General features: G+C 69.8%; 20 protein-coding genes. 3 read left to right on the top strand and 17 right to left on the bottom strand.

Going from position 1 to position 22,876, the window contains the following annotated elements:
• Window positions 1-25: 25 nt before the first annotated feature.
• The 8 genes from mltG to ABD810_RS30990 form a co-directional block, all read right to left on the bottom strand.
• Window positions 26-1,267 carry an endolytic transglycosylase MltG gene (gene mltG, locus ABD810_RS31025; protein WP_344948616.1) on the bottom strand — a complete coding sequence of 414 codons (1,242 nt, stop codon included), beginning with the start codon at window positions 1,265-1,267 and terminating at the stop codon, window positions 26-28.
• Window positions 1,264-1,761, bottom strand: a complete 498-nt coding sequence (ruvX, locus tag ABD810_RS31020; protein WP_344948611.1) for a Holliday junction resolvase RuvX — start codon at window positions 1,759-1,761, stop codon at window positions 1,264-1,266. The genes mltG and ruvX overlap by 4 nt, the downstream gene beginning before the upstream one ends.
• Before the next feature lie 43 nt (window positions 1,762-1,804).
• Window positions 1,805-4,477 (bottom strand): alanine--tRNA ligase, encoded by a 2,673-nt coding sequence (gene alaS, locus ABD810_RS31015; RefSeq protein WP_344948607.1) that lies wholly within the window; start codon window positions 4,475-4,477, stop codon window positions 1,805-1,807.
• Between the two features lies 1 nt (window position 4,478).
• Entirely contained in the window at window positions 4,479-4,730 is a 252-nt protein-coding gene (locus tag ABD810_RS31010; RefSeq protein ID WP_344948603.1) for a hypothetical protein, read from the bottom strand.
• Entirely contained in the window at window positions 4,727-5,119 is a 393-nt protein-coding gene (locus ABD810_RS31005; protein ID WP_344948599.1) for a DUF948 domain-containing protein, read from the bottom strand. Before ABD810_RS31005 ends, ABD810_RS31010 begins: the two co-directional genes overlap by 4 nt.
• 126 nt (window positions 5,120-5,245) lie before the next feature.
• Complete coding sequence (locus ABD810_RS31000) at window positions 5,246-6,562, bottom strand: replication-associated recombination protein A (protein ID WP_344948595.1); 1,317 nt, start codon at window positions 6,560-6,562, stop codon at window positions 5,246-5,248.
• 9 nt (window positions 6,563-6,571) lie between these two features.
• Window positions 6,572-7,141, bottom strand: coding sequence for a hypothetical protein (locus tag ABD810_RS30995; RefSeq protein ID WP_344948590.1), 570 nt, complete (start codon window positions 7,139-7,141; stop codon window positions 6,572-6,574).
• Window positions 7,142-7,223: 82 nt separating this feature from the next.
• Window positions 7,224-7,682, bottom strand: coding sequence for a hypothetical protein (locus ABD810_RS30990; protein WP_344948586.1), 459 nt, complete (start codon window positions 7,680-7,682; stop codon window positions 7,224-7,226).
• A 303-nt stretch (window positions 7,683-7,985) separates the two neighbouring features.
• Here ABD810_RS30990 and ABD810_RS30985 point away from each other — a divergent pair, with 303 nt between their 5' ends.
• The gene (locus ABD810_RS30985; RefSeq protein ID WP_344948583.1) at window positions 7,986-8,903 is read left to right on the top strand and encodes a peptidylprolyl isomerase; all 918 of its coding nucleotides are present in this window, start codon (window positions 7,986-7,988) and stop codon (window positions 8,901-8,903) included.
• Window positions 8,904-9,002: 99 nt separating this feature from the next.
• Here the strand turns inward: ABD810_RS30985 and aspS are convergent, their stop codons facing one another.
• From aspS to ABD810_RS30970, 3 genes are read right to left on the bottom strand one after another with little or no spacing between them, the layout of a single operon-like run.
• Complete coding sequence (gene aspS, locus ABD810_RS30980) at window positions 9,003-10,775, bottom strand: aspartate--tRNA ligase (RefSeq protein WP_344948578.1); 1,773 nt, start codon at window positions 10,773-10,775, stop codon at window positions 9,003-9,005.
• Window positions 10,772-12,031, bottom strand: coding sequence for a histidine--tRNA ligase (gene hisS, locus ABD810_RS30975; RefSeq protein WP_344948575.1), 1,260 nt, complete (start codon window positions 12,029-12,031; stop codon window positions 10,772-10,774). Before hisS ends, aspS begins: the two co-directional genes overlap by 4 nt.
• Entirely contained in the window at window positions 12,031-12,714 is a 684-nt protein-coding gene (locus tag ABD810_RS30970; RefSeq protein ID WP_344948571.1) for an MBL fold metallo-hydrolase, read from the bottom strand. Before ABD810_RS30970 ends, hisS begins: the two co-directional genes overlap by 1 nt.
• Before the next feature lie 249 nt (window positions 12,715-12,963).
• Here ABD810_RS30970 and ABD810_RS30965 point away from each other — a divergent pair, with 249 nt between their 5' ends.
• Together ABD810_RS30965 and ABD810_RS30960 are read left to right on the top strand one after the other, a co-directional pair.
• The gene (locus tag ABD810_RS30965) at window positions 12,964-13,773 is read left to right on the top strand and encodes a peptidylprolyl isomerase (protein ID WP_344948565.1); all 810 of its coding nucleotides are present in this window, start codon (window positions 12,964-12,966) and stop codon (window positions 13,771-13,773) included.
• A gap of 59 nt (window positions 13,774-13,832) precedes the next feature.
• Entirely contained in the window at window positions 13,833-15,062 is a 1,230-nt protein-coding gene (locus ABD810_RS30960) for a DUF349 domain-containing protein (RefSeq protein ID WP_344948562.1), read from the top strand.
• 147 nt (window positions 15,063-15,209) lie between these two features.
• On the opposite strand, the gene ABD810_RS30955 is transcribed toward ABD810_RS30960, so the two are convergent.
• From ABD810_RS30955 to ruvB, 6 genes are all read right to left on the bottom strand, one after another.
• Window positions 15,210-17,396 (bottom strand): RelA/SpoT family protein, encoded by a 2,187-nt coding sequence (locus tag ABD810_RS30955; protein WP_344948559.1) that lies wholly within the window; start codon window positions 17,394-17,396, stop codon window positions 15,210-15,212.
• Between the two features lie 233 nt (window positions 17,397-17,629).
• On the bottom strand, window positions 17,630-18,148 hold the full coding sequence (locus ABD810_RS30950; protein WP_344948556.1) for an adenine phosphoribosyltransferase: 519 nt from the start codon (window positions 18,146-18,148) through the stop codon (window positions 17,630-17,632).
• A 77-nt stretch (window positions 18,149-18,225) separates the two neighbouring features.
• Window positions 18,226-19,293: a protein translocase subunit SecF gene (gene secF, locus ABD810_RS30945; protein ID WP_344948553.1), complete on the bottom strand. Its 1,068-nt coding sequence runs from the start codon at window positions 19,291-19,293 to the stop codon at window positions 18,226-18,228.
• Window positions 19,293-21,026, bottom strand: a complete 1,734-nt coding sequence (gene secD, locus ABD810_RS30940) for a protein translocase subunit SecD (protein WP_344948550.1) — start codon at window positions 21,024-21,026, stop codon at window positions 19,293-19,295. The genes secF and secD overlap by 1 nt, the downstream gene beginning before the upstream one ends.
• Window positions 21,027-21,107: 81 nt before the next feature.
• Window positions 21,108-21,482 (bottom strand): preprotein translocase subunit YajC, encoded by a 375-nt coding sequence (yajC, locus tag ABD810_RS30935; RefSeq protein WP_344948548.1) that lies wholly within the window; start codon window positions 21,480-21,482, stop codon window positions 21,108-21,110.
• A 326-nt stretch (window positions 21,483-21,808) separates the two neighbouring features.
• The gene (gene ruvB / locus ABD810_RS30930) at window positions 21,809-22,870 is read right to left on the bottom strand and encodes a Holliday junction branch migration DNA helicase RuvB (RefSeq protein WP_344948545.1); all 1,062 of its coding nucleotides are present in this window, start codon (window positions 22,868-22,870) and stop codon (window positions 21,809-21,811) included.
• Window positions 22,871-22,876 lie beyond the last annotated feature (6 nt).

Here is a 22,876-nt window from a genome sequence, read left to right as displayed (position 1 = left end):
GGGGCAGTGGCGGTCCCGCGGGGCATCAGTGCTGCCCGAGACGTTTGTTCAGCTCTTCTCGGAATTTCACGAACTCACTCTCTCTGTCAGTGAATTTCGTGATTCTACGCTCTGGGTCGATCGTGACAAACCAGTACCAATCGCCCGTAGCCGGACGAAGCGCTGCACGAAGCGCCGCTTCACCGGGATTGCTGATCGGCCCGGGCGGCAGCCCGGGATGCATGTAGGTGTTGTAAGGGGTGTCGCGCTTGATCTCGGCGAGTGACGCCACGATGCCGTGCTTGCCCAGGCCGTACATCACCGTGCTGTCCATCTCCAGCTTGGCTCGGGACGCGAGGCGATTGTAGATCACCCTGGCGATCTTCGGATAGTCACTGTCCCTGCCCCCTTCGGCCTGCACGATACTGGCGATGACCACCACCTCGCGCGGAGTGAGGCGCTGCGCGGCCGCGCCCGCCTCCAGGTTCAGGTGAGCGGCCGCGCGCTTGAACCTGCGTACGGTCGACCGCAGCAGGTCGCGTGGGGTCGTCGAAGGCTCGATGTCGTAGGTCGCCGGGAACAGGAAGCCCTCGACGGCTCCCTTGGCGTACGACGGCAGCGCCAGCTCATCCGGCTTGGCGATGACCGCGGCGAGCTCCGCCGCCGCCAGACCCGAACCCTGGGCCAGGCGGGCCACGGTCTCCACCGCGCGCAGCCCTTCAGGAACCGTCACCCGCCTTCGGATCTTGGACTGGGGGGCCAGGAGAAGGTCCAGCGCCGAGGAGGCGGCCATCCGCTTGCGCAGCAGGTAGCGGCCGGGCCGCAGGCTGCCCGACTTGCCGCGCTCCTCCACGGCGTTGACGAAGGAACGGGCGCTGGCCACCACCTCCGCGCGCACCAGGACGTCGGCGATCTGCCCGGCGCTCGCCCCTGGAACGATCTCGACGACGACGGGAACCGAGCCCTTGCCGTCGAAGTCGTCCGGCGCCATCAGGGGCCCGAAGAGCGCCAGAGCTCCGATGAGCCCGGCGGCGACCAGAACGGCGCTCCCGCCGCCCACCAGCAGCAGCAGCGCACGCCTGCCGCGCCCGGCACGGGCCCGCCGTTCGACGGGCTCCTCGGGGGCACGCTCCTCGGTGAAGGCGATCAGGTCCTCGGCGGTGTCCGGGTCATCGGGCCTGTCCGGGCCGTCGGGAAGGCCCAGGGGCCCTTCCGCACGGTCGGGGCCGTCGGGGCCGTCCGAGCCGCCGGCGTCGTCAGGGCCGCCGGCGCCGGCGGGCCGGGTCACCGTGCCGGCCCGGCGCTCGATTCCCCACCGGGGCGCTGCCCCGGCGGCTCGACGGATCTGCCCGGCGGCGCGCCGCTCGCCCTCTCGGCGTCCAGGGCGGCCTGCAACAGCACCACCGCGGCGGCCTGGTCGACCACCTCTCGCTGGTTCTTCGCCTTCACCCCGCTGGCACGCAGGCCCTGCTGAGCGGTCACGGTGGTCAGCCGCTCGTCGTACAGGCGGACCGGCGTGGGCGCGAGCCGTACGGCAAGCCGGCCCGCGAACTCCCGCGCGGCGACCGCGGCGTGGCTCTCACGGCCCGACAGCGAGGTGGGCAGGCCGACCACGATCTCCATGGCCTCGCACTCGCCGGCGATCGCGGCGATGCGGTCGAGGTCGCCTCGTCCCCTGCGCACGGTCTCCACCGGCGTGGCCAGCAGCCCGGAGGGGTCACTGCGGGCGACGCCGACGCGGACCGATCCCACGTCGACGCCGAGCCGCACACCGCGTCTCACCGCGCCCTCCGGGCACGCGAGCCCATCAGCCGGATGTCCACGATCAGGAGAGCGTCTCCTGGATCGCGTGCTCGACGGCGCCGAGCGCGTCGCCGATCGCCTCCGGACGGGCTCCGCCACCCTGCGCGACGTCATCCTTACCGCCACCGCCACCCCCAAGTGCCTTGGCGGCGACGCCGACCAGTCGCCCGGCCTTGAGACCCCGGGTGCGCCCCGCATCGTTCACAGCGGCGACCACGACCGGCCGGTCTGCTGGCACACCGGCGATCACGATCATCGCAGCGCGGTCACCGGGGAACCGGCCGCGCACGTCGAGAGCGAGTTTACGCAGGTCATCGGCTGATGTTCCGTCAGGCGCGCGGTGGGTCACGACCGAGACACCGCTGATGTCGCGGGCGGAGGCGGCGAGCTCACCGGCCACCGCGAGCACCTGGGCCGAGCGGAGCCTCTCGAGCTCGCGCTCCGCCGTGCGCAGGCGGGTGACGATGCCCTCGACGCGCTCGGGAAGCTCCTCGCGGCGCGCCTTGAGCTGCTCGCTGAGCTGGGCGACCAGCACGCTCTCTCGGGCGAGGAAGCGGAAGGCGTCGATGCCGACCAGGGCCTCGACCCGGCGCACGCCCGCGCCGATCGACGCCTCGCCGAGCACCTTGACCAGGCCGAGCTGGCCCGAGCTTGCGACGTGGGTGCCGCCGCACAGCTCCCGTGAGTAGTCGCCGACCTCGACGATGCGGACCTCGTCGCCGTACTTCTCGCCGAAGAGCGCCAGGGCGCCCATCGAGCGGGCCTCGTTGAGGGAGGTGTGGTAGGCGTGGACCTTCAGGTCGTTGATCAGGATGGCGTTGACCTCGTCCTCGACGTCACGCAGCACCGTCGGGGGGACGGCGCCGGTCGCGGTGAAGTCGAAGCGGAAGCGCCCCGGGGAGTTCTCGGAGCCGGCCTGGGCCGCGCTCTCGCCGAGCGCGTTGCGGAACCCTCGGTGGACGAGGTGGGTGGCGGTGTGGCTGCGGGAGATCGCCCGGCGGCGCTCGATGTCGATCTCGGCCTGGGCGAGTTCGCCCACGCGCAGCTCGCCCTCGCGGACCTTCCCGCGGTGCACCACCAGGCCGGCGAACGGCGACTGCACGTCGACGACGTCGACCACGGCGCCGCCGGTGCGGATGACGCCCTGGTCGGAGAGCTGGCCGCCGCCCTCGGCGTAGAAGGGGGTGCGGTCGAGCACGACCTCGACGGTGGTTCCGGCGCCGGCCGCCTGGACCGAGGCCCCGTCGACGAGCACGCCGATGACGTTGACCTCGGCGGTGGTCTGGTCGTAGCCGAGGAAGTCGACCCGGCCGGCCCTGTCGAGCATCTCCCCGAGCACCGAGATGTCGGCGTTGCCGGTCTTCTTCGCCGCGGAGTCGGCCTTGGCGCGGTCGCGCTGCTCGTTCATCAGGCGGCGGAAGCCGTCCTCGTCGACCTGGAGGCCCTGCTCGGCCGCCATCTCCAGCGTCAGGTCGATCGGGAAGCCGTAGGTGTCGTGGAGCTGGAACGCCTGGCTCCCCGGCAGGGTCGGGGCGCCCTTGCGCTTGGTCTCCTCGACCGCCGCGTCGAAGATCGCGGTGCCGGTGCGCAGGGTGCCGAGGAAGGAGGTCTCCTCGGCGTCGATCACGGTGTGGATGTGAGCGGCGTCGTTCTTCAGATCGGGGTACTGGTCGGCCATCACCTCGATGGTGGTCGCGGCGAGCTCGTGCATGTAGCGCTCCTCGCCCGCGCCGAGCTGGCGCAGGTTGCGGATGGCGCGGCGCAGCATGCGGCGCAGCACGTAGCCCCGGCCCTCGTTGGAGGGCAGCACTCCGTCGCCCACCAGCATGACGCCGGCGCGCAGGTGGTCGGCGACCACGCGCAGCGAGACGTCGGCCCGGGTGTCGCGGCCGTAGCGCGACTTGGTGAGCTCGGCCGCCCTGTCGAGGATCTTGTAGGTGGTGTCGATCTCGTAGATGTTGTCGACGCCCTGCAGGATGGCCGCCATGCGCTCCAGGCCCATGCCGGTGTCGACGCTCTTGGCGGGCAGGTCGCCGAGGATCGGGAAGGCGTCCTTGCCGCCGCCCGCGCCGCGCTCGAACTGCATGAAGACGTTGTTCCACACCTCGAGGTAGCGGTTCTCGTCGGCGACCGGGCCGCCATCGCGCCCGTACTCGGGGCCGCGGTCGTAGTAGATCTCCGAGCACGGCCCGCACGGGCCGGGAACGCCCATCGACCAGAAGTTGTCGGCCATGCCGCGGCGCTGGATGCGCTCGGCCGGCACGCCCACCTTGTTGTGCCAGATGTCGAAGGCCTCGTCGTCGTCGTGATAGACGGTCGCCCAGAGGCGATCCTCGGGGAAGCCGAAGCCTCCCTCGGACTCGGGCTTGGTCAGCAGCTCCCAGGCGTACGGGAGGGCCTGCTCCTTGAAGTAGTCACCGAAGGAGAAGTTGCCGAGCATCTGAAAGAAGCTTGCGTGCCGCGTGGTCTTGCCGACCTCGTCGATGTCGAGGGTGCGTATGACCTTCTGGGCGCTGGCCGCGCGCGGGAACGGCGGCTTCTTCTGGCCCAGGAAGTAGGGCTTGAAGGGCACCATGCCGGCGTTGACCAGCAGCAGCGTCGGGTCCTCTGCGACAAGACTGGCCGAGGGCACGACAGTGTGGCCGCGCTCCTCGAAGAAGCGCAGGAAGCGGCGGGCGATCTCTGCCGACTCCATCTCAGCGGCCGTCCTTTACGTCGTGGTTGATGTCATGAACACTGTCGAGTCCGTACCTGGCCCGCAGCTCGGACTCCCGGCCTGCCGAAAGGCGCCGGACCTCCTCGGCGAACAGGCGCGCCTCCGCGGCGAGGCCCATCGCCCGCTCGCCCGCGCGGCGGGCGACATGGTCGGGCTTCAACGCTTGCAGCTTACGCATCACCCAGACCGCGATGTACGCGCCCAGGGCCATGTAGAACAGTCGCCGGATCACGGACGCCGCCCTTCCCCGCCCGAGGGGGGCAACGCGGACCGGCGGCGCCCGGCGGCGGCGCGGCGCACGCCGTGGAGCAGCGCCGAAGCCTTGATCAGCGGCTTGGCGAACAGCGTGGAGGCGACGCCGGTGACCTTCAGCATGTGGCCGCTGACCTCCTTCATGTTGCCCGCGATGGCCTCGACGGTGACGAGCTGGCGGTTGGTCTCGGCGACCGTGACGCTGACGTCGTCGAGCAACGGGATCACCCGGTCGCTCAGGTCGGCGACCATCTTGGTGGTCTGGGTGAGCAGCCGGGCCAGCCTGACCAGCACCACTACAAGAAAGCAGACCAGGATCGCCCAGAACAGGGCGACGATGAGGCCGGCGACCTCTCCCGCGGTAAGCATGTCGATGCGTCCCCTCGTAGGTGACCTACGGCTGTTCGGCCGGGCTGGGGCGGTGGAATGGAGAGACCCTATCGCGCCCGGGCCCTGTGCCCGCGCTCAGCGCGCCTAACCCCGGACCCGGCGGGCTCACTGCCGTCCGCGCAGAAACTCCCGGATCTTGGCCCAACGGTCGGCGAAGTGCGCCTCCCCGCCGTGGCGGGTCGGCTCGTAGTAACGGCGCCCGCGGATCTCCTCGGGCGCGTAGTCCTGCCTCACCAGGCCGTGCTCGAAGTCGTGGGGGTACTGGTAGCCCTTGCCGTGGCCGAGCTTGGCCGCGCCGGGGTAGTGCGCGTCGCGCAGGTGGCCGGGCACCTGCCCGATCAGGCCCCGCCGGACGTCGTCGGAGGCGGCGCCGATCGCCTTGATGACGGCGTTGGACTTCGGGGCCAACGCGCAGTGGATGACGGCCTGGGCGAGGTTGAGGCGCCCTTCGGGCAGCCCGATCAGCTGCACGGCCTGGGCCGCGGCGACCGCGACCTGCAGGCAGGTCGGGTCGGCCATGCCGACGTCCTCGGACGCGAAGATCACGATGCGCCGGGCGAGGAACCGGGGGTCCTCCCCCGCCTCGATCATGCGGGCCAGGTAGTGCAGCGCGGCGTCCACATCGGAGCCGCGCATGCTCTTGATGAACGCGCTGATGACGTCGTAGTGCTGGTCGCCCTGTCTGTCGTAGCGCACGGCGGCCTTGTCGACCGCCTTCTCGACGGTCTCCACCGTGATGTCGCCCTCGGGGACGAGCAACGCCGCCGCCTCGAGATAGGTCAGGGACCGGCGCGCGTCTCCCCCGGCCAGGCGGACCAGGTGGTCCATGGCCTCGGGCGCGAGCCGCACCCGCCCTCCCAGGCCGCGCGGGTCGCCGACGGCCCGCTCGAGGACGTCGTGGACGTCGGCCTCCGACAGCGACTCGAGCGTCAGCAGCAGCGACCGCGAGAGCAGGGGCGAGATCACCGAGAAGAAGGGATTCTCCGTGGTCGCGCCGATGAAGGTCACCCAGCGGTTCTCCACGGCGGGCAGCAGTGCGTCCTGCTGTGCCTTGTTGAAGCGGTGGACCTCGTCGACGAACAGCACGGTCTGGCGTCCGGTCATGCCCAGCTCGCGCTTGGCCTGCTCGATGGCCGCGCGAACCTCCTTGACCCCCGCCGAGACCGCCGAGACCTCCACGAACCGCCGCTTGGTCACGCTGGCGACCACATAGGCGAGCGTGGTCTTGCCGGTGCCAGGAGGGCCCCACAGGAACAGCGACATGGGCGCCTCGCTCTCGACCAGCCGCCGCAGGGGCGTGCCCTGGCCGAGCAGGTGGCGCTGGCCGATCACCTCGTCGAGCGAGCGAGGCCGCATGCGCACGGCCAGCGGCTCCTGGCTCTTGTGGGCTTCCTCCGCCGCCGAGTCGAACAAACTCTCCACGCGTTGACACTACCGCCGATAGAGAACGTCCACCGTGTCGTGGTGAGCGCCCCAGGTCAGGTCGAACGTCCAGCATCCAGGCTTCGGCACGTTGATGATGCTCGGATAGATCTCGCCGGGACCTGCCCCGTCGGGGAAGGCGGCGCGGACCACGGGCTCGGCGGCCCCGCGGGGCCGGGCGACGACGCGCAGTTCGTTGGAGTCACGCGGCAGCCGGACGTACCAGAGGACCTTGTTGGCCGGATTTTCAGGGGTGCCGGCACGCAGGTCGACGAACGGGTACGCGAGGGCGTTCCCCTCACGTCCGACGACGAAGGGGAGGCGGGGGGCGTTCACGGACGCCCAGGCGGGCGGCCGCCCCGACTGGGCCGGGGTGTCCCCGCAACCGCCCTCGGCCCGCTCGCCGCTCGGGCGGGTGCTCGACGGCGCCACGGGCGGGCTCGGCGTCGCGGGAACGGACGCGGAGGGAACGGACGCGGAGGGCCGGGCCTGCGCGGCGGGGTCGCCCGAGGACGAGGGTGTGGCCGGGGCGCAGGCTGCCGCCACCAGGCAGGCCGACACGATGGCTGTGCGTTTCATGCCGGTACTACCGTCTCCGCGGCCGTGAGGTTCCCGCCGGCCGGGCCCCGCGTGATCGCGCCCGGCCCGCCCGCCTCGGCGATCAGCCCCAGACCGCGATGGCGCCGGTGTGCCCGGCCCGCAGGACGTAGAACCCCGCCAGCAGGGCGAGCACCACGGTGACGGCGGACAGGAGCCCGGTCGTGACCCTGCCGAGCTTGAGCGACGAGTAGACGAGCAGCAGTGATGCGACGCCGAGGCCGAGGGCGCTCAGCACCAGGGGGTTGGCGAAGCTGGAGTGTTCCATGATCCGCTGGCCGGTCGCCCCTTCGGGCAGGCCGTCGGCGAACATCCGCGCCTCGAACGCCTCACCGCTCTGCTTCGCCGCGAAGGCGGTGGCCGGGGCGGCGATCGCGAGCAGGATCACCGCCCACCGCAGGGACGGGCGCACGCGCGGGACCACGCCGTACACGACGGAGCCGAGCGCCAGCAGAGGGATGAAGATCACGGCGGAATGGACGATCAGGGGGTGGGCGGGCAGGCCGAAGAACTCGTCGAACATGTGGTGACTCCCATGAAGTGGCTAGTCCCTTATACGGTTCCGCCGCCGCCCAGGTTCGCCCGGGAGGCACCGGATGGTGCGGCGACCCCCTTCGACCGCGTGAGCCGATCATGCCGGTGATCGCGTCAAGGCGCCATAAGGAGTTCCCCGTCGCAACTTTCCGCACGGCAAAGACAGTGCCGGGCCAAGGTCATGGATGATCTTGAAACCTGCTCGAACTGGGCGTTTTATACAGGCTCAACGCAAAGGCCGGTACGATTCCGGAGCACATAAAGTCATCTATCGGCAATTGGAAGGCATACCGTGACCGACGTGGATCGCCAGACCCAGCTGGCACGGGAGCATCGCGAGCGGCAGGAAGAGCGGGCCAAGCCCACCAGCACGTCCAAGCGGGGCATCATCCTCGGTGCCGGAGTCGGAGTGCTCGTCGTCGTGGGCGGCGTCATCGCCGCCACCACGCTCTTGGGGGGCACGGAGGACGTGAAGCCGAGCGCGGCCCCCTCCCCGTCCGCCTCTGTCTCGGCCGGCGCATCGGCTCCCGCCGCGCTGCCCAGCTCGACGGCCGCCCCGGTCGCCCCGGGCTCCGTCTCCTGCGCCTACCGCAAGGACGACAGCGGAGGCCCGGCCAAGAACGTGGGCACGCCGCCGTCGAAGCCCGATCTGAAGGCCAAGAACATGACGATCACCACCAACCAGGGCACGATCGTCATCGAACTCGCCACCGCGCAGGCGCCCTGCACGATCAACTCGTTCGAGTTCCTGGCCAAGAAGAACTACTTCGACAACACCCGCTGCCACCGCCTGGCGACCGTGGAGACCACCGGCCTGGGCATGCTGCAGTGCGGCGACCCGCTGGCCAAGGCCGACGGCAAGAGCAAGGACGACGGCACCGGCGGGCCGGGCTACCTGTTCGAGGATGAGAACCTGGGCGGCATCCCCCTGGGCAGGGGCACCGTCGCCATGTCGCAGGCCTCCGAGGACGCCAACTCCAACGGCAGCCAGTTCTGGATCTCCTTCTCCGACGAGAACACCCAGCTGTCGTCCGCGGGCGCCGCCTTCACGCCGTTCGGCGTGGTGGTCAAGGGCATGGACATCATCGACAAGATCGCCAAGGGCGGCATCATCCCCTTCAACGGCGACCCGATGGCCGACGTCAGGGGCGAGGGCTCCAACGCTCCCAAGCTCCCGGTGATCATCAAGGACATGAAGATCACCCGCTAGCGAACGTCGCCACGGGTCCCGTCCGAGCGATCCCGTCCGAGCCGAAAAGCAGAGCCCCGGCGCCATGTGCGCCGGGGCTCGCCTCGTTGAACGGGACCGTCAGGAACCGGTGGCCCGCGGCGCGGCGGCGGGAGCCTTCCCCGCGTCGACGCCGGCCTCCTTGCGCTGCTCGGGCGTGATCGGCGTCGGAGCGGCCGTGAGCGGGTCGAACCCCGAGGCGGTCTTCGGGAAGGCGATCACGTCACGGATCGACTCGCCGCCCGCGAGCAGCATGCAGATGCGGTCCCAGCCGTAGGCGATGCCTCCGTGCGGCGGCGGGCCGTACTTGAACGCCTCCAGCAGGAACCCGAACTTGCTCTCGGCCTCCTCCTTGGAGATGCCGAGCACCTCGAACACCCGCTGCTGCATCTCGGCCCGGTGGATACGGATGGAACCGCCACCGATCTCCATGCCGTTGCAGACCATGTCGTAGGCGTACGCCACGGCCTCGCCGGGGTGGTCCTGGAAGTTCTCCGCCCACTCGGGCTTGGGCCCGGTGAACGGGTGGTGCACGGCCGTCCAGCCGGTCTGGCGCCCCACCTCGTCGAGCACCGGCTCGAACATCGGCGCGTCGACGACCCAGAGGAAGCTCCACTGAGACTCGTCGATCAGGCCGCAGCGCCGCCCGATCTCCAGGCGCGCGGCGCCGAGCAGATCGCGGGAGGCCGACGGAGCCCCGGCGGCGAAGAAGACGGCGTCGCCCTCGGAGGCGCCCGCCGCGGCGGCCAGCCCGGCGCGCTCCTGCTCCGAGAGGTTCTTGGCGACCGGGCCGCCCAGCTCACCGCCCGGCTGCACCAGGACGTACGCCAGGCCCCTGGCCCCGCGGGACTTGGCCCAGTCCTGCCAGGCGTCCAGCTCCTTGCGGGTCTGGGAGGCGCCGCCCGGCATCACCACGGCGCCGACGTAGGGCGCCTGGAAGACCCGGAAGGGGGTGTCCGCGAAGTAGCCGGTCATCTCGACCAGCTCGCAGCCGAAGCGCAGGTCGGGCTTGTCGGAGCCGAACCGGTCCATCGCCTCGCGATAGGTCAGCCGGGGAAGCGGGGTGGGCAGCTCGTACCCCACCGTCTCCTTCCAGATACGGCCGATCAGCGACTCACCGAGGGCGATCACGTCGTCCTGGTCGACGAAGGACATCTCAACGTCGATCTGGGTGAACTCCGGCTGCCGGTCGGCGCGCAGATCCTCGTCGCGGAAGCAGCGTGCCAGCTGGTAGTAGCGCTCGAGGCCGCCCACCATGAGCAGCTGCTTGAACAGCTGCGGCGACTGCGGCAGGGCGTACCAACTGCCCGGCTGCAGGCGCACCGGGACCAGGAAGTCGCGGGCGCCCTCGGGGGTGGACCGGGTGAGGTCGGGCGTCTCGACGTACACGAAGTCGTTCTCGCGCATGACCTCGTGTGCCAGGTAGGTGGCGGTCGAGCGGGTGCGCATGGCGTGGGCGACCTGCTGGCGGCGCATGTCGAGGTAGCGGTACTTCAGCCGGGCCTCTTCCGAGATGCCGGCGCTTCCCTCGATCGGGAAGGGCAGCGGCGCGGACTCGCTCAGCACCTCCACCTCGGAGGCGACGACCTCGACCTGGCCGGTGGGCAGATCGGGGTTCTCGTTGCCCTCGGGGCGGGTGCGGACCTCTCCGACGATCCTGACGCAGTACTCCGAACGGAGATCGTGCGCGTGGTCCTCCTCGCGGAAGACCACCTGCGCGGAACCGGAGGCGTCGCGCAGGTCGATGAAGACCACGCCACCGTGGTCACGGCGGCGTGCCACCCACCCTGCCAGCGTCACCTGCCGGCCGGCGTGCTCCTTGCGCAGCGATCCGGCGGTGTGCGTGCGGATCATTTGGTCAGTTTCTCCTTCAGCTTCGTGACGATCTCAGCGAGTGGTACTGCGGTCTGGTCGCCACTTTCCAGGTGCTTCACCTGCGCCGCCCCGGCGGCGATGTCCCGGTCGCCGAGGATCACCGCGTATGTGGCCCCGGAACGGTCGGCGCCCTTCATGGCGCCCTTGAGCCCCTTGCCGTCGAAGGCCATGTCGGCGGCCACGCCCGCCGCCCTCAGCTCGTTGACGAGCTTGAACATGCGCCGGGCCGCCTCCTCGCCGAGCGGCACACCGTACACGGCGACGCGCGCGGGCACCTCCTGGGCGAGTTCCTCGGCCTCCACTGCGAGGATGATGCGGTCGACGCCGACGGCGAAGCCGATGCCCGGCAGCGCCGGGCCTCCGATGTCCTCCGACAGCCCGTCGTAGCGGCCGCCGCCGCCGATGCCCGACTGGGCGCCGAGCAGCGGGTGGTCGAACTCGTAGGTGGTGCGGGTGTAGTAGTCGAGGCCGCGCACCAGCCGCGGGGCGTCCTCCCACGGCACGCCGAGGTCCTCCAGCAGGGAGCGGACCCTGTCGTGGTGGGCCTTGCAGGACGCGCAGAGGTGATCGGTGATCAGCGGGGCGTTCTCGACCTGGGCCCGCACCTCGGCGCGCTTGTCGTCGAGCACCCGCAGCGGGTTGATCTCGATGCGCTCCCTGGTGGCCTCGTCGAGGTCGAGCCCTCGCAGGAAGTCCTGCAGGGCGGCACGGTAGGCCGGGCGGCACTGCTTGCATCCGAGGGTGTTGAGCAGCAGCCGCACCCGGGTGAGCCCGAGAGCCTGGTAGCCCGACCAGGCGATGGCGATGGTCTCGGCGTCGACCGCCGGGTCCTCGGTGCCGATGGCCTCCACGTTGAACTGCTGGAGCTGGCGGTAGCGGCCGGCCTGCGGGCGCTCGTAGCGGAAGGCCGGGCCGGTGGTCCACAGCTTGACCGGCAGCTGGGCGTTGTGCAGGCCGTGCTCCAGCGTCGAGCGCATGACACCGGCGGTGAACTCGGGCCGGAGCGTCACCGAACGGCCGCCCCTGTCGGCGAAGGTGTACATCTCCTTGGACACCACGTCGGTCGACTCTCCGACACCGCGGGCGAACAGCTCGGTGTCCTCGAAGACCGGCACCTCGATGTAGGAGTAGCCGGCGTTCTGCGCCGCGGTGGCGAACGCCGCGCGGACCGCCAGGAACGTCGCGGAACGCGGTGGGAAATATTCTGGTACGCCCTTGGGCGCCTGAAAGCTCATTACAGTCCCCTGGTTGGGCCTGCGAACGGCGCCGCCTCGGCGAGGTAGGGGTTAGTGGCGCGTTCGCGGCCGATCGTCGTATGTGGTCCGTGACCGGGCAGCACCGTCGTGTCGTCCGGCAGCGTCAGGCAGACGTTGCCCAGGCTGCGCAGGATGGTCTGGTAGTCACCGCCCGGAAGATCGCTTCGGCCGATGGAGCCGGCGAACAACAGGTCTCCCGAGAACATCACACGCTCCCCGGGAAGCCGGAACGTCACCGACCCCCTCGTATGCCCGGGCGCGTGGTCGACGGTGATGGCCATGCCCGCGAGCTCGAGCACGGCGCCGTCGGAAAGCTCACGCACGTCGTCGGGCTCGGTTAACTTCAGCCCGCCGAAGAGCTGCTGACCGGCCATGAGCGACAGGCCCTTGCCCGGATCGGTCAGCATTTCGCGGTCCTCGGGGTGAATCCAGGCCGGCACGTCACGCGCTCCGCAGACCGGCGCGACCGACCACACATGATCGAGATGACCGTGCGTGAGCAGCACGGCGACCGGCTTGAGCCGGTGCTCGCGCAGCATGTCGTCCAGGCCCTGGACAGCGTCCTGACCTGGGTCGACGATCACGCACTCCTCGCCCGCGGCGGGAGCGACGACATAGCAGTTGGCCTGGAAGGAACCTGCGGGAAAGCCGTCGATGAGCACGGAAACGGTCCTCGGTGTGATCGATCTCGTCAAGGAAAGCGGATGGGAATGTAACCGAAGGGTACCGGTGCGGGTCGCCGGGCTGCGAACCATTGCCCGTTGGCCGATACGATTCGCCCACTCCATAAAGGTGGCGGTCGTCCAGCGAGGCGGCCAAACACGATCAACTCGGACAGTCGGGAGGGCTCAGCGGTGGCGACCGGCAAGGACCGTCAAAGGCAGTTGGCACGGGAGCATTACCAACGGCAGATGGAAGCTCGTGCCGCGCGGCAGGCTCGGACGAAGAAGTGGGCCATCATCGGCACCAGCGCGGGCGTGCTGGTCGTGGTGGGCGCCATCTTCGGTGCCGTCGCGTTGATCGGGGGCGGAGACGCCAAGACCGAGGCCGCGACCGCGACCGCCACGCCTCCGCCGTCGTCGGCCCCTCCATCCGCGGGACCGCAGCCCAAGCCGTACGACGCGGCGACCGGCACGTGCGACTTCGTCGCCGACAGCAGCGGTGCCCCGGCCAAGAACGTGGGGCTGCCGCCGGCGAAGGCCGACACCTCGGCCAAGACGATGACGCTCGCGACCAACCAGGGGAACATCGTGGTGAGCCTGGCCACCGACAAGGCGCCCTGCACGGTGAGCTCGTTCGCCTTCCTCGCCGCCAAGAAGTACTTCGACGGGTCCAAGTGCCACCGCATGGGGCCGGCGAGCTTCCCCATGCTGCAGTGCGGCGACCCGCTGGCCAAGGGTGACGGCAAGAACCCCACCGACGGCCAGGGCGGCCCCGGTTACCGCTTCGCCGACGAGAACCTGAACGGCGCGAAGTACACCCGCGGGGTGGTCGCGATGGCCAACAGCGGGCCCAACACCAATGGAAGCCAATTCTTCATCATCTTCGGTGACCTCCAACTGCCCCCGAACTACACGCCGTTCGGTACCGTCACAAAGGGGCTCAAAATCCTCGACGATGTGAGCAAGAAGGGCGTCCTGCCCGGGGGGATGGGCGATGGCTCGGGAGCTCCCAAGGACCCGGTCGAAATCAAACACGTGACAATCTCTGGCAAGAGCTGACGTAATACAACCAAGGACGCATCGCGTCCTGGAGGCTGATTCGAGTGCGGGAGGACACGGTGAGCACCGACCCGTGGGGCCGGGTAGACGACGACGGCACCGTCTACGTTCGTACGGCCGAGGGAGAACGGGCCGTCGGGTCCTGGCAGGCCGGTGAACCGGAAGAGGCCCTCGCCTACTTCCATCGGAAGTACGACGAGCTGGCGACCCAGGTGGAGCTGCTGGAACAGCGGCTCCGCGGCACCGACCTGCCACCCGCCCAGGCCGAGGCGACGATCGTCAAGCTGCGCGAGTCCATCTCCGAGGCGCACGCCGTCGGCGACCTCGCGGCGCTGGAGAGCCGCCTCGAAGCGCTCACCGACCTGGTGGGCAAGCGCCGAGAAGAGGTGAAGGCCGCCCGGGACCAGGCACGCGCCCAGTCCCGGGAGATCAAGGAACGCATCGTCGCCGAGGCCGAGCGCATCGCCGAGGACACCACTCACTGGAAGTCGGGCGGCGAGCGGCTGCGCCAGCTCGTCGAGGAGTGGAAGGCCGCCGAACGCATCGACCGGGTGACCGAGGCGGCCCTGTGGAAGCGGCTCTCCGCCGCCCGCACCGCCTTCGCCAAGCGGCGCAAGTCCTACTTCGCCGGGCTCGACGAGCAGCGGGAGTCGGTGCGCAGCATCAAGGAGCGCATCGTCAGCGAGGCCGAGGCCCTGGCGACCTCCACCGACTGGGGCGAGACGGCTTCGGCCTACCGCGAGCTCATGCGGCGCTGGAAGACCGCCGGCCGCGCCTCCCGCGAGGCGGAGGACGACCTGTGGAACCGCTTCAAGGGGGCCCAGGACCAGTTCTTCCAGGCCCGTTCAGCGGTGTTCGCCGAGCGTGACGCCTCTCTCCGGGAGAACGCGGAGGCCAAGGAGCGCATCCTCGCCGACGCCGAGCGCATCCTGCCGGTGACCGACGCCCGGTCCGCGCGATCCGCACTGCGGGGCGTGCTGGAGCGCTGGGAGGCCGTCGGGCCGGTGCCGCGCGAGGTCAGGGACAAGCTGGAGGGCGGCCTGCGCCGCATCGACGAGGCGGTCCGCAAGGCCGAGGAGGCCGAGTGGAAGCGGTCCAACCCCGAGGCCCGCGCCCGGGCGCAGACCACCGTCGACCAGCTGCGCAGGACCATCGAGCAGCTTGAGGGCCGGATGGCCAAGGCCAGGGCCGCCGGCAAGGACAAGGACGTCAAGGAGGCCGAGGAGGCCATCGCCGCCCGCCGCTCATGGCTGGAGGAGGCCGAACGCACCCTCGCCGAGTTCTCCTGACCGGCGAGAGCCGGCCGGGCCCGAATTGACCGGCGAGGGCCGTTCGCGTTCGGAGGGTGGTCGGCGAACGCGGCCTCGTCGCGCTCCCCTGGCCGGGGGCCAGGCCCTTAGGGGCGACCCCGGTCCCTCCGCCGCTCGGCGGGGGGATCAGTTGGTGACGCGGTAGACGTCGTAGACGCCGGGGATGTTGCGAACGGCCTTCAGCACATGGCCCAGGTGCTTGGGGTCGCCCATCTCGAAGGTGAACTTGCTGACCGCGGTGCGGTCGCGGGATGTGGTGACCGAGGCGGACAGGATGTTGACGTGCTGGTCGGACAGCATGCGAGTCACGTCCGACAGCAGGCGCGGCCGGTCGAGCGCCTCGACCTGGATGGCCACCAGGAACACCGAGTCGTCGCTCGGGGACCAGCTGACCTCCACCAGGCGGTCGGGCTCGGACCTCAACTGCTCGATGTTGGGGCAGTTGGTGCGGTGGACCGAGACGCCGTGACCGCGGGTCACGAAGCCCACGATGTCGTCGCCCGGCACCGGGGTGCAGCAGCGTGACAGCCGGACCCAGACATCGGAGTCGCCCGCCACGATGACGCCGGCGTTGGTGCCGGTGCGCGGCCGGCCACGCAGCTTGGTGGGGACCGCCGCCTCGGCGATGTCCTCCTCGGCGCCCTCGACCCCCCCGAGGGACTGGACGAGCCTCTGCACGACCGCCTGAGCGGCCGTGTGCCCCTCTCCGACGGCCGCGTAGAGCGCGGAGACATCGGGGTAGCGCAGGTCCCTGGCGAGGGCCAGGAGGCTCTCTCCGGACATCAGGCGCTGCAGCGGGAGCCCCTGCTTGCGCATGGCCCGCCCGATGGCCTCCTTGCCGGCCTCGATCGCCGTCTCGCGGCGCTCCTTGGAGAACCACTGGCGGATCTTGTTGCGCGCGCGGCCGCTCTTGACGAACTTCAGCCAGTCGCGGGACGGCCCGGCGTCGGGCGACTTGGAGGTGAAGATCTCCACGGCGTCGCCGTTGCTGAGCCGCGACTCCAGCGGCACCAGGCGGCCGTTCACCCGGGCGCCGATGCACCGGTGGCCGACCTCGGTGTGCACGGCGTAGGCGAAGTCGACCGGCGTGGCGCCCTCAGGCAGCGCGATCACCTGCCCGCGCGGAGTGAAGACGAACACCTCGGACACCGACAGGTCGAACCTCAGCGACTCGAGGAACTCGCCCGGGTCGGCCGTCTCCTTCTGCCAGTCGAGCAACTGGCGCAGCCAGGCCATGTCGCCCGCGGACTTCATGCGGGCTCCGGCGGGCCCGGACACCCCGATCTCCTCTTTGTACTTCCAGTGGGCCGCGACGCCGTACTCGGCGCGGTGGTGCATCGCCCGTGTGCGGATCTGCAGCTCCACCGGCTTGCCCTCGGGCCCGATGACCGTCGTGTGCAACGACTGGTACATGTTGAACTTGGGCATCGCGATGTAATCCTTGAACCGGCCCGGCACGGGATTCCATCGCGCGTGGATCGTTCCGAGCGCGGCGTAGCAGTCGCGCACCGTGTCGACCAGCACGCGGATGCCCACAAGGTCGTAGATGTCGTCGAACGCGACCTCGCGCGCGATCATCTTCTGGTAGATCGAGTAGTAGTGCTTGGGCCTGCCCTTGACCGCGGCCCGGATCTTGGCCTCCCGCAGGTCGGCGGAGACCTTCTCGATCACTTCCTGCAGGAACAGGTCGCGGCGCGGGGCCCGCTCGGACACCATGCGGGCGATCTCGTCGTAGCGCTTGGGATAGAGCATCCCGAAGGCCAGGTCCTCCAGCTCCCACTTGATGGTGTTCATGCCGAGCCGGTGGGCCAGCGGCGCGAAGATCTCCAGCGTCTCGCGGGCCTTCTGCTCCTGCTTGTGCCGGGGCAGGTAGCGCAGGGTGCGCATGTTGTGGAGCCGGTCGGCGAGCTTGATGACCAGCACCCGGATGTCGCGGGACATCGCCACGACCATCTTGCGGACGGTCTCGGCCTGGGCCGCGTCGCCGAACTTGACCTTGTCGAGCTTGGTGACGCCGTCGACCAGCAGCGCGATGCTCTCGCCGAAGTCGGCGCGCAGCTCTTCGAGCCCGTAGGCCGTGTCCTCCACGGTGTCGTGGAGCAGAGCGGCGCACAGGGTCTCGTCGTCGGTGCCGAGCTCGGCCAGGATCGTCGCCACCGCCAGCGGGTGGGTGATGTAGGGGTCGCCGCTCTTCCGCTTCTGGTCGCGGTGGTGATAGGCCGCGACGTCGTAGGCGCGCTCGATCACCCGCAGATCGGCCTTGGGGTGGGTGGCTCGAACCGTCTTGAACAGAGGCTCCAGAACCGGATTCATCGCGCCACCCCACTGCCCCCCGAACCGGGAAAGCCTGCGGCGTACGGCAGGCGCCGGTTTCTCGTCCGTGCCTGCGGACATGGCTAAACCCGTCTCGTCCGCGGGCGCGGAAACCGGCTCAGGGGTGTCGGTCACTTCGGGCAAGGCCACATCACGGGGCACTCAGACTCCTCACGTCGAGTCCAGATCCTCCAGTGTATCCACGCTGGGGACACCGACCTCGCGGGAGTGGATCAAACGGCCACCAAGGCGCGCACATCGACGTCGCCCAGGCGGTCTCGGCCCCTGAGGAAGGCGAGCTCCATCAGCACGGAGAAGCCCACGACCTCGGCACCCGCCCGGCTGACCAGCTCCACCGCCGCCCGAGCGGTGCCGCCCGTGGCGAGCACGTCGTCGACGATGAGCACGCGGTCGCCCGGAGCGAACGCGTCGCGGTGCACCTCGATGACGGCGGAGCCGTACTCCAGATCGTATGACCCTTCGAACGTCTCGGCAGGGAGTTTGCCCTTTTTCCGGACAGGCACAAATCCGGCGCCCGCTTGGTAGGCGACCGGTGCCGCCAGGATGAAGCCCCGGGCCTCGATGCCGACGACCTTGTCGACGTCCAGATCGAGGGCGAGCGCGTCGATCACGGCGGAGAACGCGGTGTGGTCGGCGAGCAAGGGGGTGATGTCCTTGAAGACCACACCCGCCTGGGGATAGTCGGGCACGTCCCTGATGCGGCTGAGGATGGTGGTGACGAGGTCGGTCATGCGGGGGTCCCTTCAGGCAGAGCGAAGCGCCCCCGTGGTTTCCGATGGGATCACGGGGGCGCCGAGGACGTGCCTTGCTAACGCTTCTTTCGCTTGGCCGAGGCGACCGCGCCGTTCGACGAACCCGTGGAGGTGGCCGCGGCGGGCTGCATGCCCTTGGCCCGGGCGGCGTCCTTGACGGCGGAGCCACGGCTGGAGTGGAGCCGCTTGGCGATCGCCAGGTACTTGGGCTCGCGCTCCTTGAGGCGCACCAGCAGCGGGGTGGCCACGCACAGCGAGGAGTAGGTACCGACGATCATGCCGACGAACAGGGCGAGCGACAGGTCCTTCAGCGTGCCCGCGCCGAACAGCGTGGTGCCGATGAACAGGATCGCCGCCACCGGCAGGATCGCCACCAGCGAGGTGTTCAGCGACCGGATCAGCGTGTGGTTCAGCGCGTTGTTGGCGGCCTCGGTGTAGGTCATCTTGGAGGCGGTGCCGAGCTTGGCCGTGACCTCCTTGATCATGTCGAAGACGACCACCGCGTCGTACAACGAGTAACCGAGGATCGTGAGGAAGCCCAGCATGGTCGCCGGTGTCACCTCGAACCCCGACCATGCGTAGACGCCTGCGGTGATGACCAGGTCGTGGATCAGAGCGACCACCGCCGCGAGCGCCATCTTCCACTCGAAGGCCATCGTGAGGTACAGGATGATCGCGATCATGAAGACGATCAGGCCGATGACGGCCTTCCTCAGCACCTCACCACCCCAGGTGGCACCGATGATCTGCTTGTCGACCTGGTCGCCCGCGACCTTGAACTTGTCGGAGATGACGTTCTGGACCCGGGTGACCTCGGAGGGCGTGAGGCTCTCGGTGGTCACCCGCCAGCGCTTGCCCGCCTCCTGCACGATGACCTGGTGAACCCCGGCGCCCTCGACCGTGGACCGCACTTCCTGGATGGTGGACGTCGCGGGCTTGGTGAAGCTGAAGACCGATCCGCCCTTGAACTCGACGCCCAGGTTGAGGTTCTGGAAGACCAGGCCGGCGATGGAGATCAACAGCAGCAGCCCGGACAGGCTGTACCACAGCTTGTAGCGCCCGACGAAGTCGATGTCGACCTCGCCGCGGTACAGGCGGCGCCCGATTACCCCGATGCGCGACATCAGCCCTCCTGCGGAACGGTCGTGCGGACGTCGGACGGCTCGCGGCTCATGCGCTCGGCGTCCAGTCCGGAGAGCCTGTGGCCCTTGGCGAAGAATGACAGCTTGGCCAGCGCCGCGACGAACGGCTTGGTGAACAGGAACACCACGGCGATGTCGATCAGAGTGGTGAGACCCATCGCGAAGGCGAACCCGGCGACGCCGCCCACGGCCAGGAAGTAGAGCACCAGGGCCGCGATGAACATGACCGCGTCGGCGATCAGGATCGTGCGCCGCGCTCGCACCCAGGCCACCTCGACGGCCACCCGGAGGGATCTCCTGCCCTCCTTCATCTCGTCACGCATGCGTTCGAAGTAGACGATGAAGGAGTCGGCGGTGATACCGATCGAGACGATCAGGCCGATGATGTGCGGCAGCGACAGCCGGAAGTTGGCGTTGTGGCCCAGCAGGACCACCGCCTGGTAGGTCAGGATCGACGCCACCGCGAGGCTGGCCACCGCGACCAGGCCAAGGCCCCGGTAGTACAGCAGGGAGTAGAGCACGACCAGGATGAGGCCGATGCCACCCGCCAGCAGGCCGCCCTGAAGCTGGTCGGAGCCGAGCGTGGAGGAGACCTCCTCGATCGAGCTCTGCTGGAACTTCAGCGGCAGCGCGCCGTACTTCAGCTGGTTGGCCAGGTCGCCGGCGGTCTTCTGCGTGAAGCTGCCGGAGATGCGGGCCTGGCCGCCGGGGATCGGCTCCTCGATGACGGGAGCCGAGATGACGACGCCGTCGAGGACCATGGCGAGCTGGTTGCGCGGCTGAGGTGCAGAGGTGATCTGCCCGGTGATCTGCGAGAACTGGCTGGCGCCTTGGCTCTTGAAGTTGACCGAGACGACCCACTCGCCCGTGGTGGAGTCGACGCCCGATGAGGCGCCGGAGACCTCCGTGCCCTTCACCGCCGCCTTCTCCAGGACGTACTTGGCCGCACCGTCGTCGCTACAGGCGACGAACTGCTTGTTCGGATCGTCCTGGGCGCCCTGGCCGCGGTCCTTCTTGGTGCAGTCGAGCTTCTTGAACTGCTCGACGACCGCGGGGTCCACGCCGGTGAAGTCGACCCCGGCGAACGGGTCCTCGGAGGCGGGGTCCGCGGGCTGGCCCGACGGCGCGGTCGGCTGCGGAGTCGCCCCGCCGCTCGGCTTGGCCGGCTTGCCCGAGCCCGACGCGGACGGCGCGGGCGTCGGAGCGGTCAGCGCCGAGGACAGCGCCCGCCCGGCGGGCGTGCCGGTCGGCGCCGGCTTGGCCGTCGACGAGGGCTTGGCCGTCGATGACGGCTTGGCCGAGCCCGTGGGCGAGGGGCTGCCGGACGGCACCGGCGTGGCGGGGGCGGTCGGCAGCTTGCCCGGCATGGCGTTGGCCGGCGCCACCGCGAGGACTTGACGGAACCGCAGCTCGGCCGTGGTGCCGATGAGCTTGACGACCGCCTCCGTCCCCGCTCCGGGCACGGAGATGACGATGTTGTCACCCGACTTGGCGACGTCGGCGTCGGACAGGCCGGTCCCGTTCACCCGCTCACGGATGATGTTGACGGCCAGGTCGAGGCTTTCCTGGGAAGGAGCCGCGCCGCTCTGCGTGACCGGGGACAGCGTCACCGTGGTGCCGCCGGCGAGGTCGAGCGCATACTTCGGGACGAACGCCCTTTGCAGGGCCATCGTCGCGCCCATGGCGAGGATGAGGGCCAGAAGCGCCAGGAGCACACGTCCCGGCTTACTCTGGCTACTGGTCGATCGGGCCACTGGTGGTCAGTTCTTTCGTCAAGGGGTTTGCGGTGAGCCTACTCAGGACTTCGTGTTAGTCGAGCCCTCGTCTCCCCTGCGGTCAGGGGTGTCGATCACCGTCTCGTCGGCGATGGTGTCAGGTACATCTTTTCCATTGTCCACCGTCTCCTCCTCCACCGGCGTCAGCACGCGGCCGATGGCGGCCTTGATCCAGCGGGTCTGCACGCCGGGCGCGATTTCGAGGACCACGTCGTCGTCCTCGACGGCCGCGACGGTCGCGAACAGGCCCGTGGTGGTCATCACCCTGGAGCCCGGCGTCAGGCTGCTCTGCATCTGCGCCTGCTCCTGCTGCCGCTTGCGCTGCGGGCGGATGAGCAGGAAATAAAAGACCACGACCAGCAAGATCAGTGGCACGAATGATCCAAGGCCCTGCACGGGGCTTCCTTCCGGTAAGAACTGACCGGCCTGGAGCCGGAGGTCTGGCGGCGACGACACGGCCGCACGCTGACTCGTCAGCGTACGCGGCGGCCAAGCCACGGAGTTTAGGCGAGCTTGTCAATGCCCGGCAACGAACCCACGCTCCGGCACGCTGGAAAGTTCCCGTTGTCACCGATCTGTGACCAGCCGATACAGCGAACTTGAAAGTTTCAGCCGTGGCCGGCCCGGTGAGCGCGAGAAAGCCCGTCGGAGCAGGGAAACGACGTTCGACCAGGGCCGGCGAGCCATCGTCGCCTCCGGCGGCTCGTTGTCAGGCCCGCCGGTCAGGACGCCTGGCCGGGATCGTCGAAGAGCGAGGGGTGGCCGATCGCGCCGAAGGCCTCCGGAGGCGGCGTCAGGCCCAGGTGTGCCCAGGCGGACGCCGTCGCCACCCGTCCGCGGGGAGTGCGGGCGAGCAAACCCTGGCGTACGAGGAAGGGCTCGGCGACGACCTCGACGGTCTCGGGCTCCTCCCCCACGGCCACCGCGAGCGTGGACAGGCCGACGGGACCACCCCCGAACTTGCGCAGCAGGGCCCCGAGAACGGCGCGATCGAGGCGGTCGAGCCCTTCGGCGTCGACCTCGTAGAGGTTGAGGGCCGCGGAGGCGATGTCCCTGGTGATGAGACCGTCGGTGCGCACCTCGGAGAAGTCGCGCACCCGTCTGAGCAGGCGGTTGGCGATGCGGGGCGTGCCACGCGACCTGCGGGCGATCTCGTGCGCCCCCTCGTCGGGAAGGTCGAGCGACAGCAGGCGCGACGATCGGCGCAGCACCTGCTCCAGCTCCTCGACGTCGTAGAAGTCCATGTGGGCGACGAAGCCGAACCGGTCGCGCAGCGGGGCGGGCAGCAGGCCGGCCCGGGTGGTCGCCCCGACCAGGGTGAAGGGGGCGATCTCCAGGGGGATCGCGGTGGCCCCCGGCCCCTTGCCCACCACGATGTCGACCCGGAAGTCCTCCATGGCGAGGTAGAGCATCTCCTCGGCGGGACGGGCCATGCGGTGGATCTCGTCGATGAACAGCACCTCGCCCTCGGACAGGGTCGAGAGGATCGCCGCCAGGTCTCCGGCCCGCTCCAGCGCGGGCCCGGAGGTGAGCCGGAGCGGCATGCCCAGCTCGGCCGCGATGATCATCGCCAGCGTGGTCTTGCCCAGCCCCGGCGACCCGCTCATCAGGACGTGGTCGGGCGGCCGGTTGCGGCGGACGGCGCTCTCCAGCACCAGGGAAAGCTGCTCGCGCACCCTGCCCTGGCCGATGAACTCGCTCAGCCGCTTGGGCCGCAGCGCGGACTCGATCGCCTGCTCGTCGCCCTCGGCGTCGGGGGACACAAGATCTCTGTCCAGGCTCATGTGGTG

It is taken from the genome of Sphaerisporangium flaviroseum, from assembly GCF_039537005.1.
Lineage (GTDB): Bacteria > Actinomycetota > Actinomycetes > Streptosporangiales > Streptosporangiaceae > Sphaerisporangium > Sphaerisporangium flaviroseum.
Note: the sequence above shows the minus strand (reverse complement) of the source record. Positions and strands in the feature narration are given on the sequence as shown.

Excerpts from the sequence above, each read along its gene's own strand:
- hisS (WP_344948575.1), bottom strand. The coding sequence starts at position 12,031 with ATGAGCTTTCAGGCGCCCAAGGGCGTACCAGAATATTTCCCACCGCGT.
- ABD810_RS30995 (WP_344948590.1), bottom strand. The coding sequence starts at position 7,141 with ATGAAACGCACAGCCATCGTGTCGGCCTGCCTGGTGGCGGCAGCCTGC.
- secF (WP_344948553.1), bottom strand. The coding sequence starts at position 19,293 with ATGTCGCGCATCGGGGTAATCGGGCGCCGCCTGTACCGCGGCGAGGTC.
- ABD810_RS30965 (WP_344948565.1), top strand. The coding sequence starts at position 12,964 with ATGGAAGCTCGTGCCGCGCGGCAGGCTCGGACGAAGAAGTGGGCCATC.
- ABD810_RS30955 (WP_344948559.1), bottom strand. The coding sequence starts at position 17,396 with ATGAATCCGGTTCTGGAGCCTCTGTTCAAGACGGTTCGAGCCACCCAC.
- aspS (WP_344948578.1), bottom strand. The coding sequence starts at position 10,775 with ATGATCCGCACGCACACCGCCGGATCGCTGCGCAAGGAGCACGCCGGC.
- ABD810_RS31005 (WP_344948599.1), bottom strand. The coding sequence starts at position 5,119 with ATGCTTACCGCGGGAGAGGTCGCCGGCCTCATCGTCGCCCTGTTCTGG.
- ABD810_RS30950 (WP_344948556.1), bottom strand. The coding sequence starts at position 18,148 with ATGACCGACCTCGTCACCACCATCCTCAGCCGCATCAGGGACGTGCCC.
- ruvB (WP_344948545.1), bottom strand. The coding sequence starts at position 22,870 with ATGAGCCTGGACAGAGATCTTGTGTCCCCCGACGCCGAGGGCGACGAG.
- alaS (WP_344948607.1), bottom strand. The coding sequence starts at position 4,477 with ATGGAGTCGGCAGAGATCGCCCGCCGCTTCCTGCGCTTCTTCGAGGAG.
- ABD810_RS30990 (WP_344948586.1), bottom strand. The coding sequence starts at position 7,682 with ATGTTCGACGAGTTCTTCGGCCTGCCCGCCCACCCCCTGATCGTCCAT.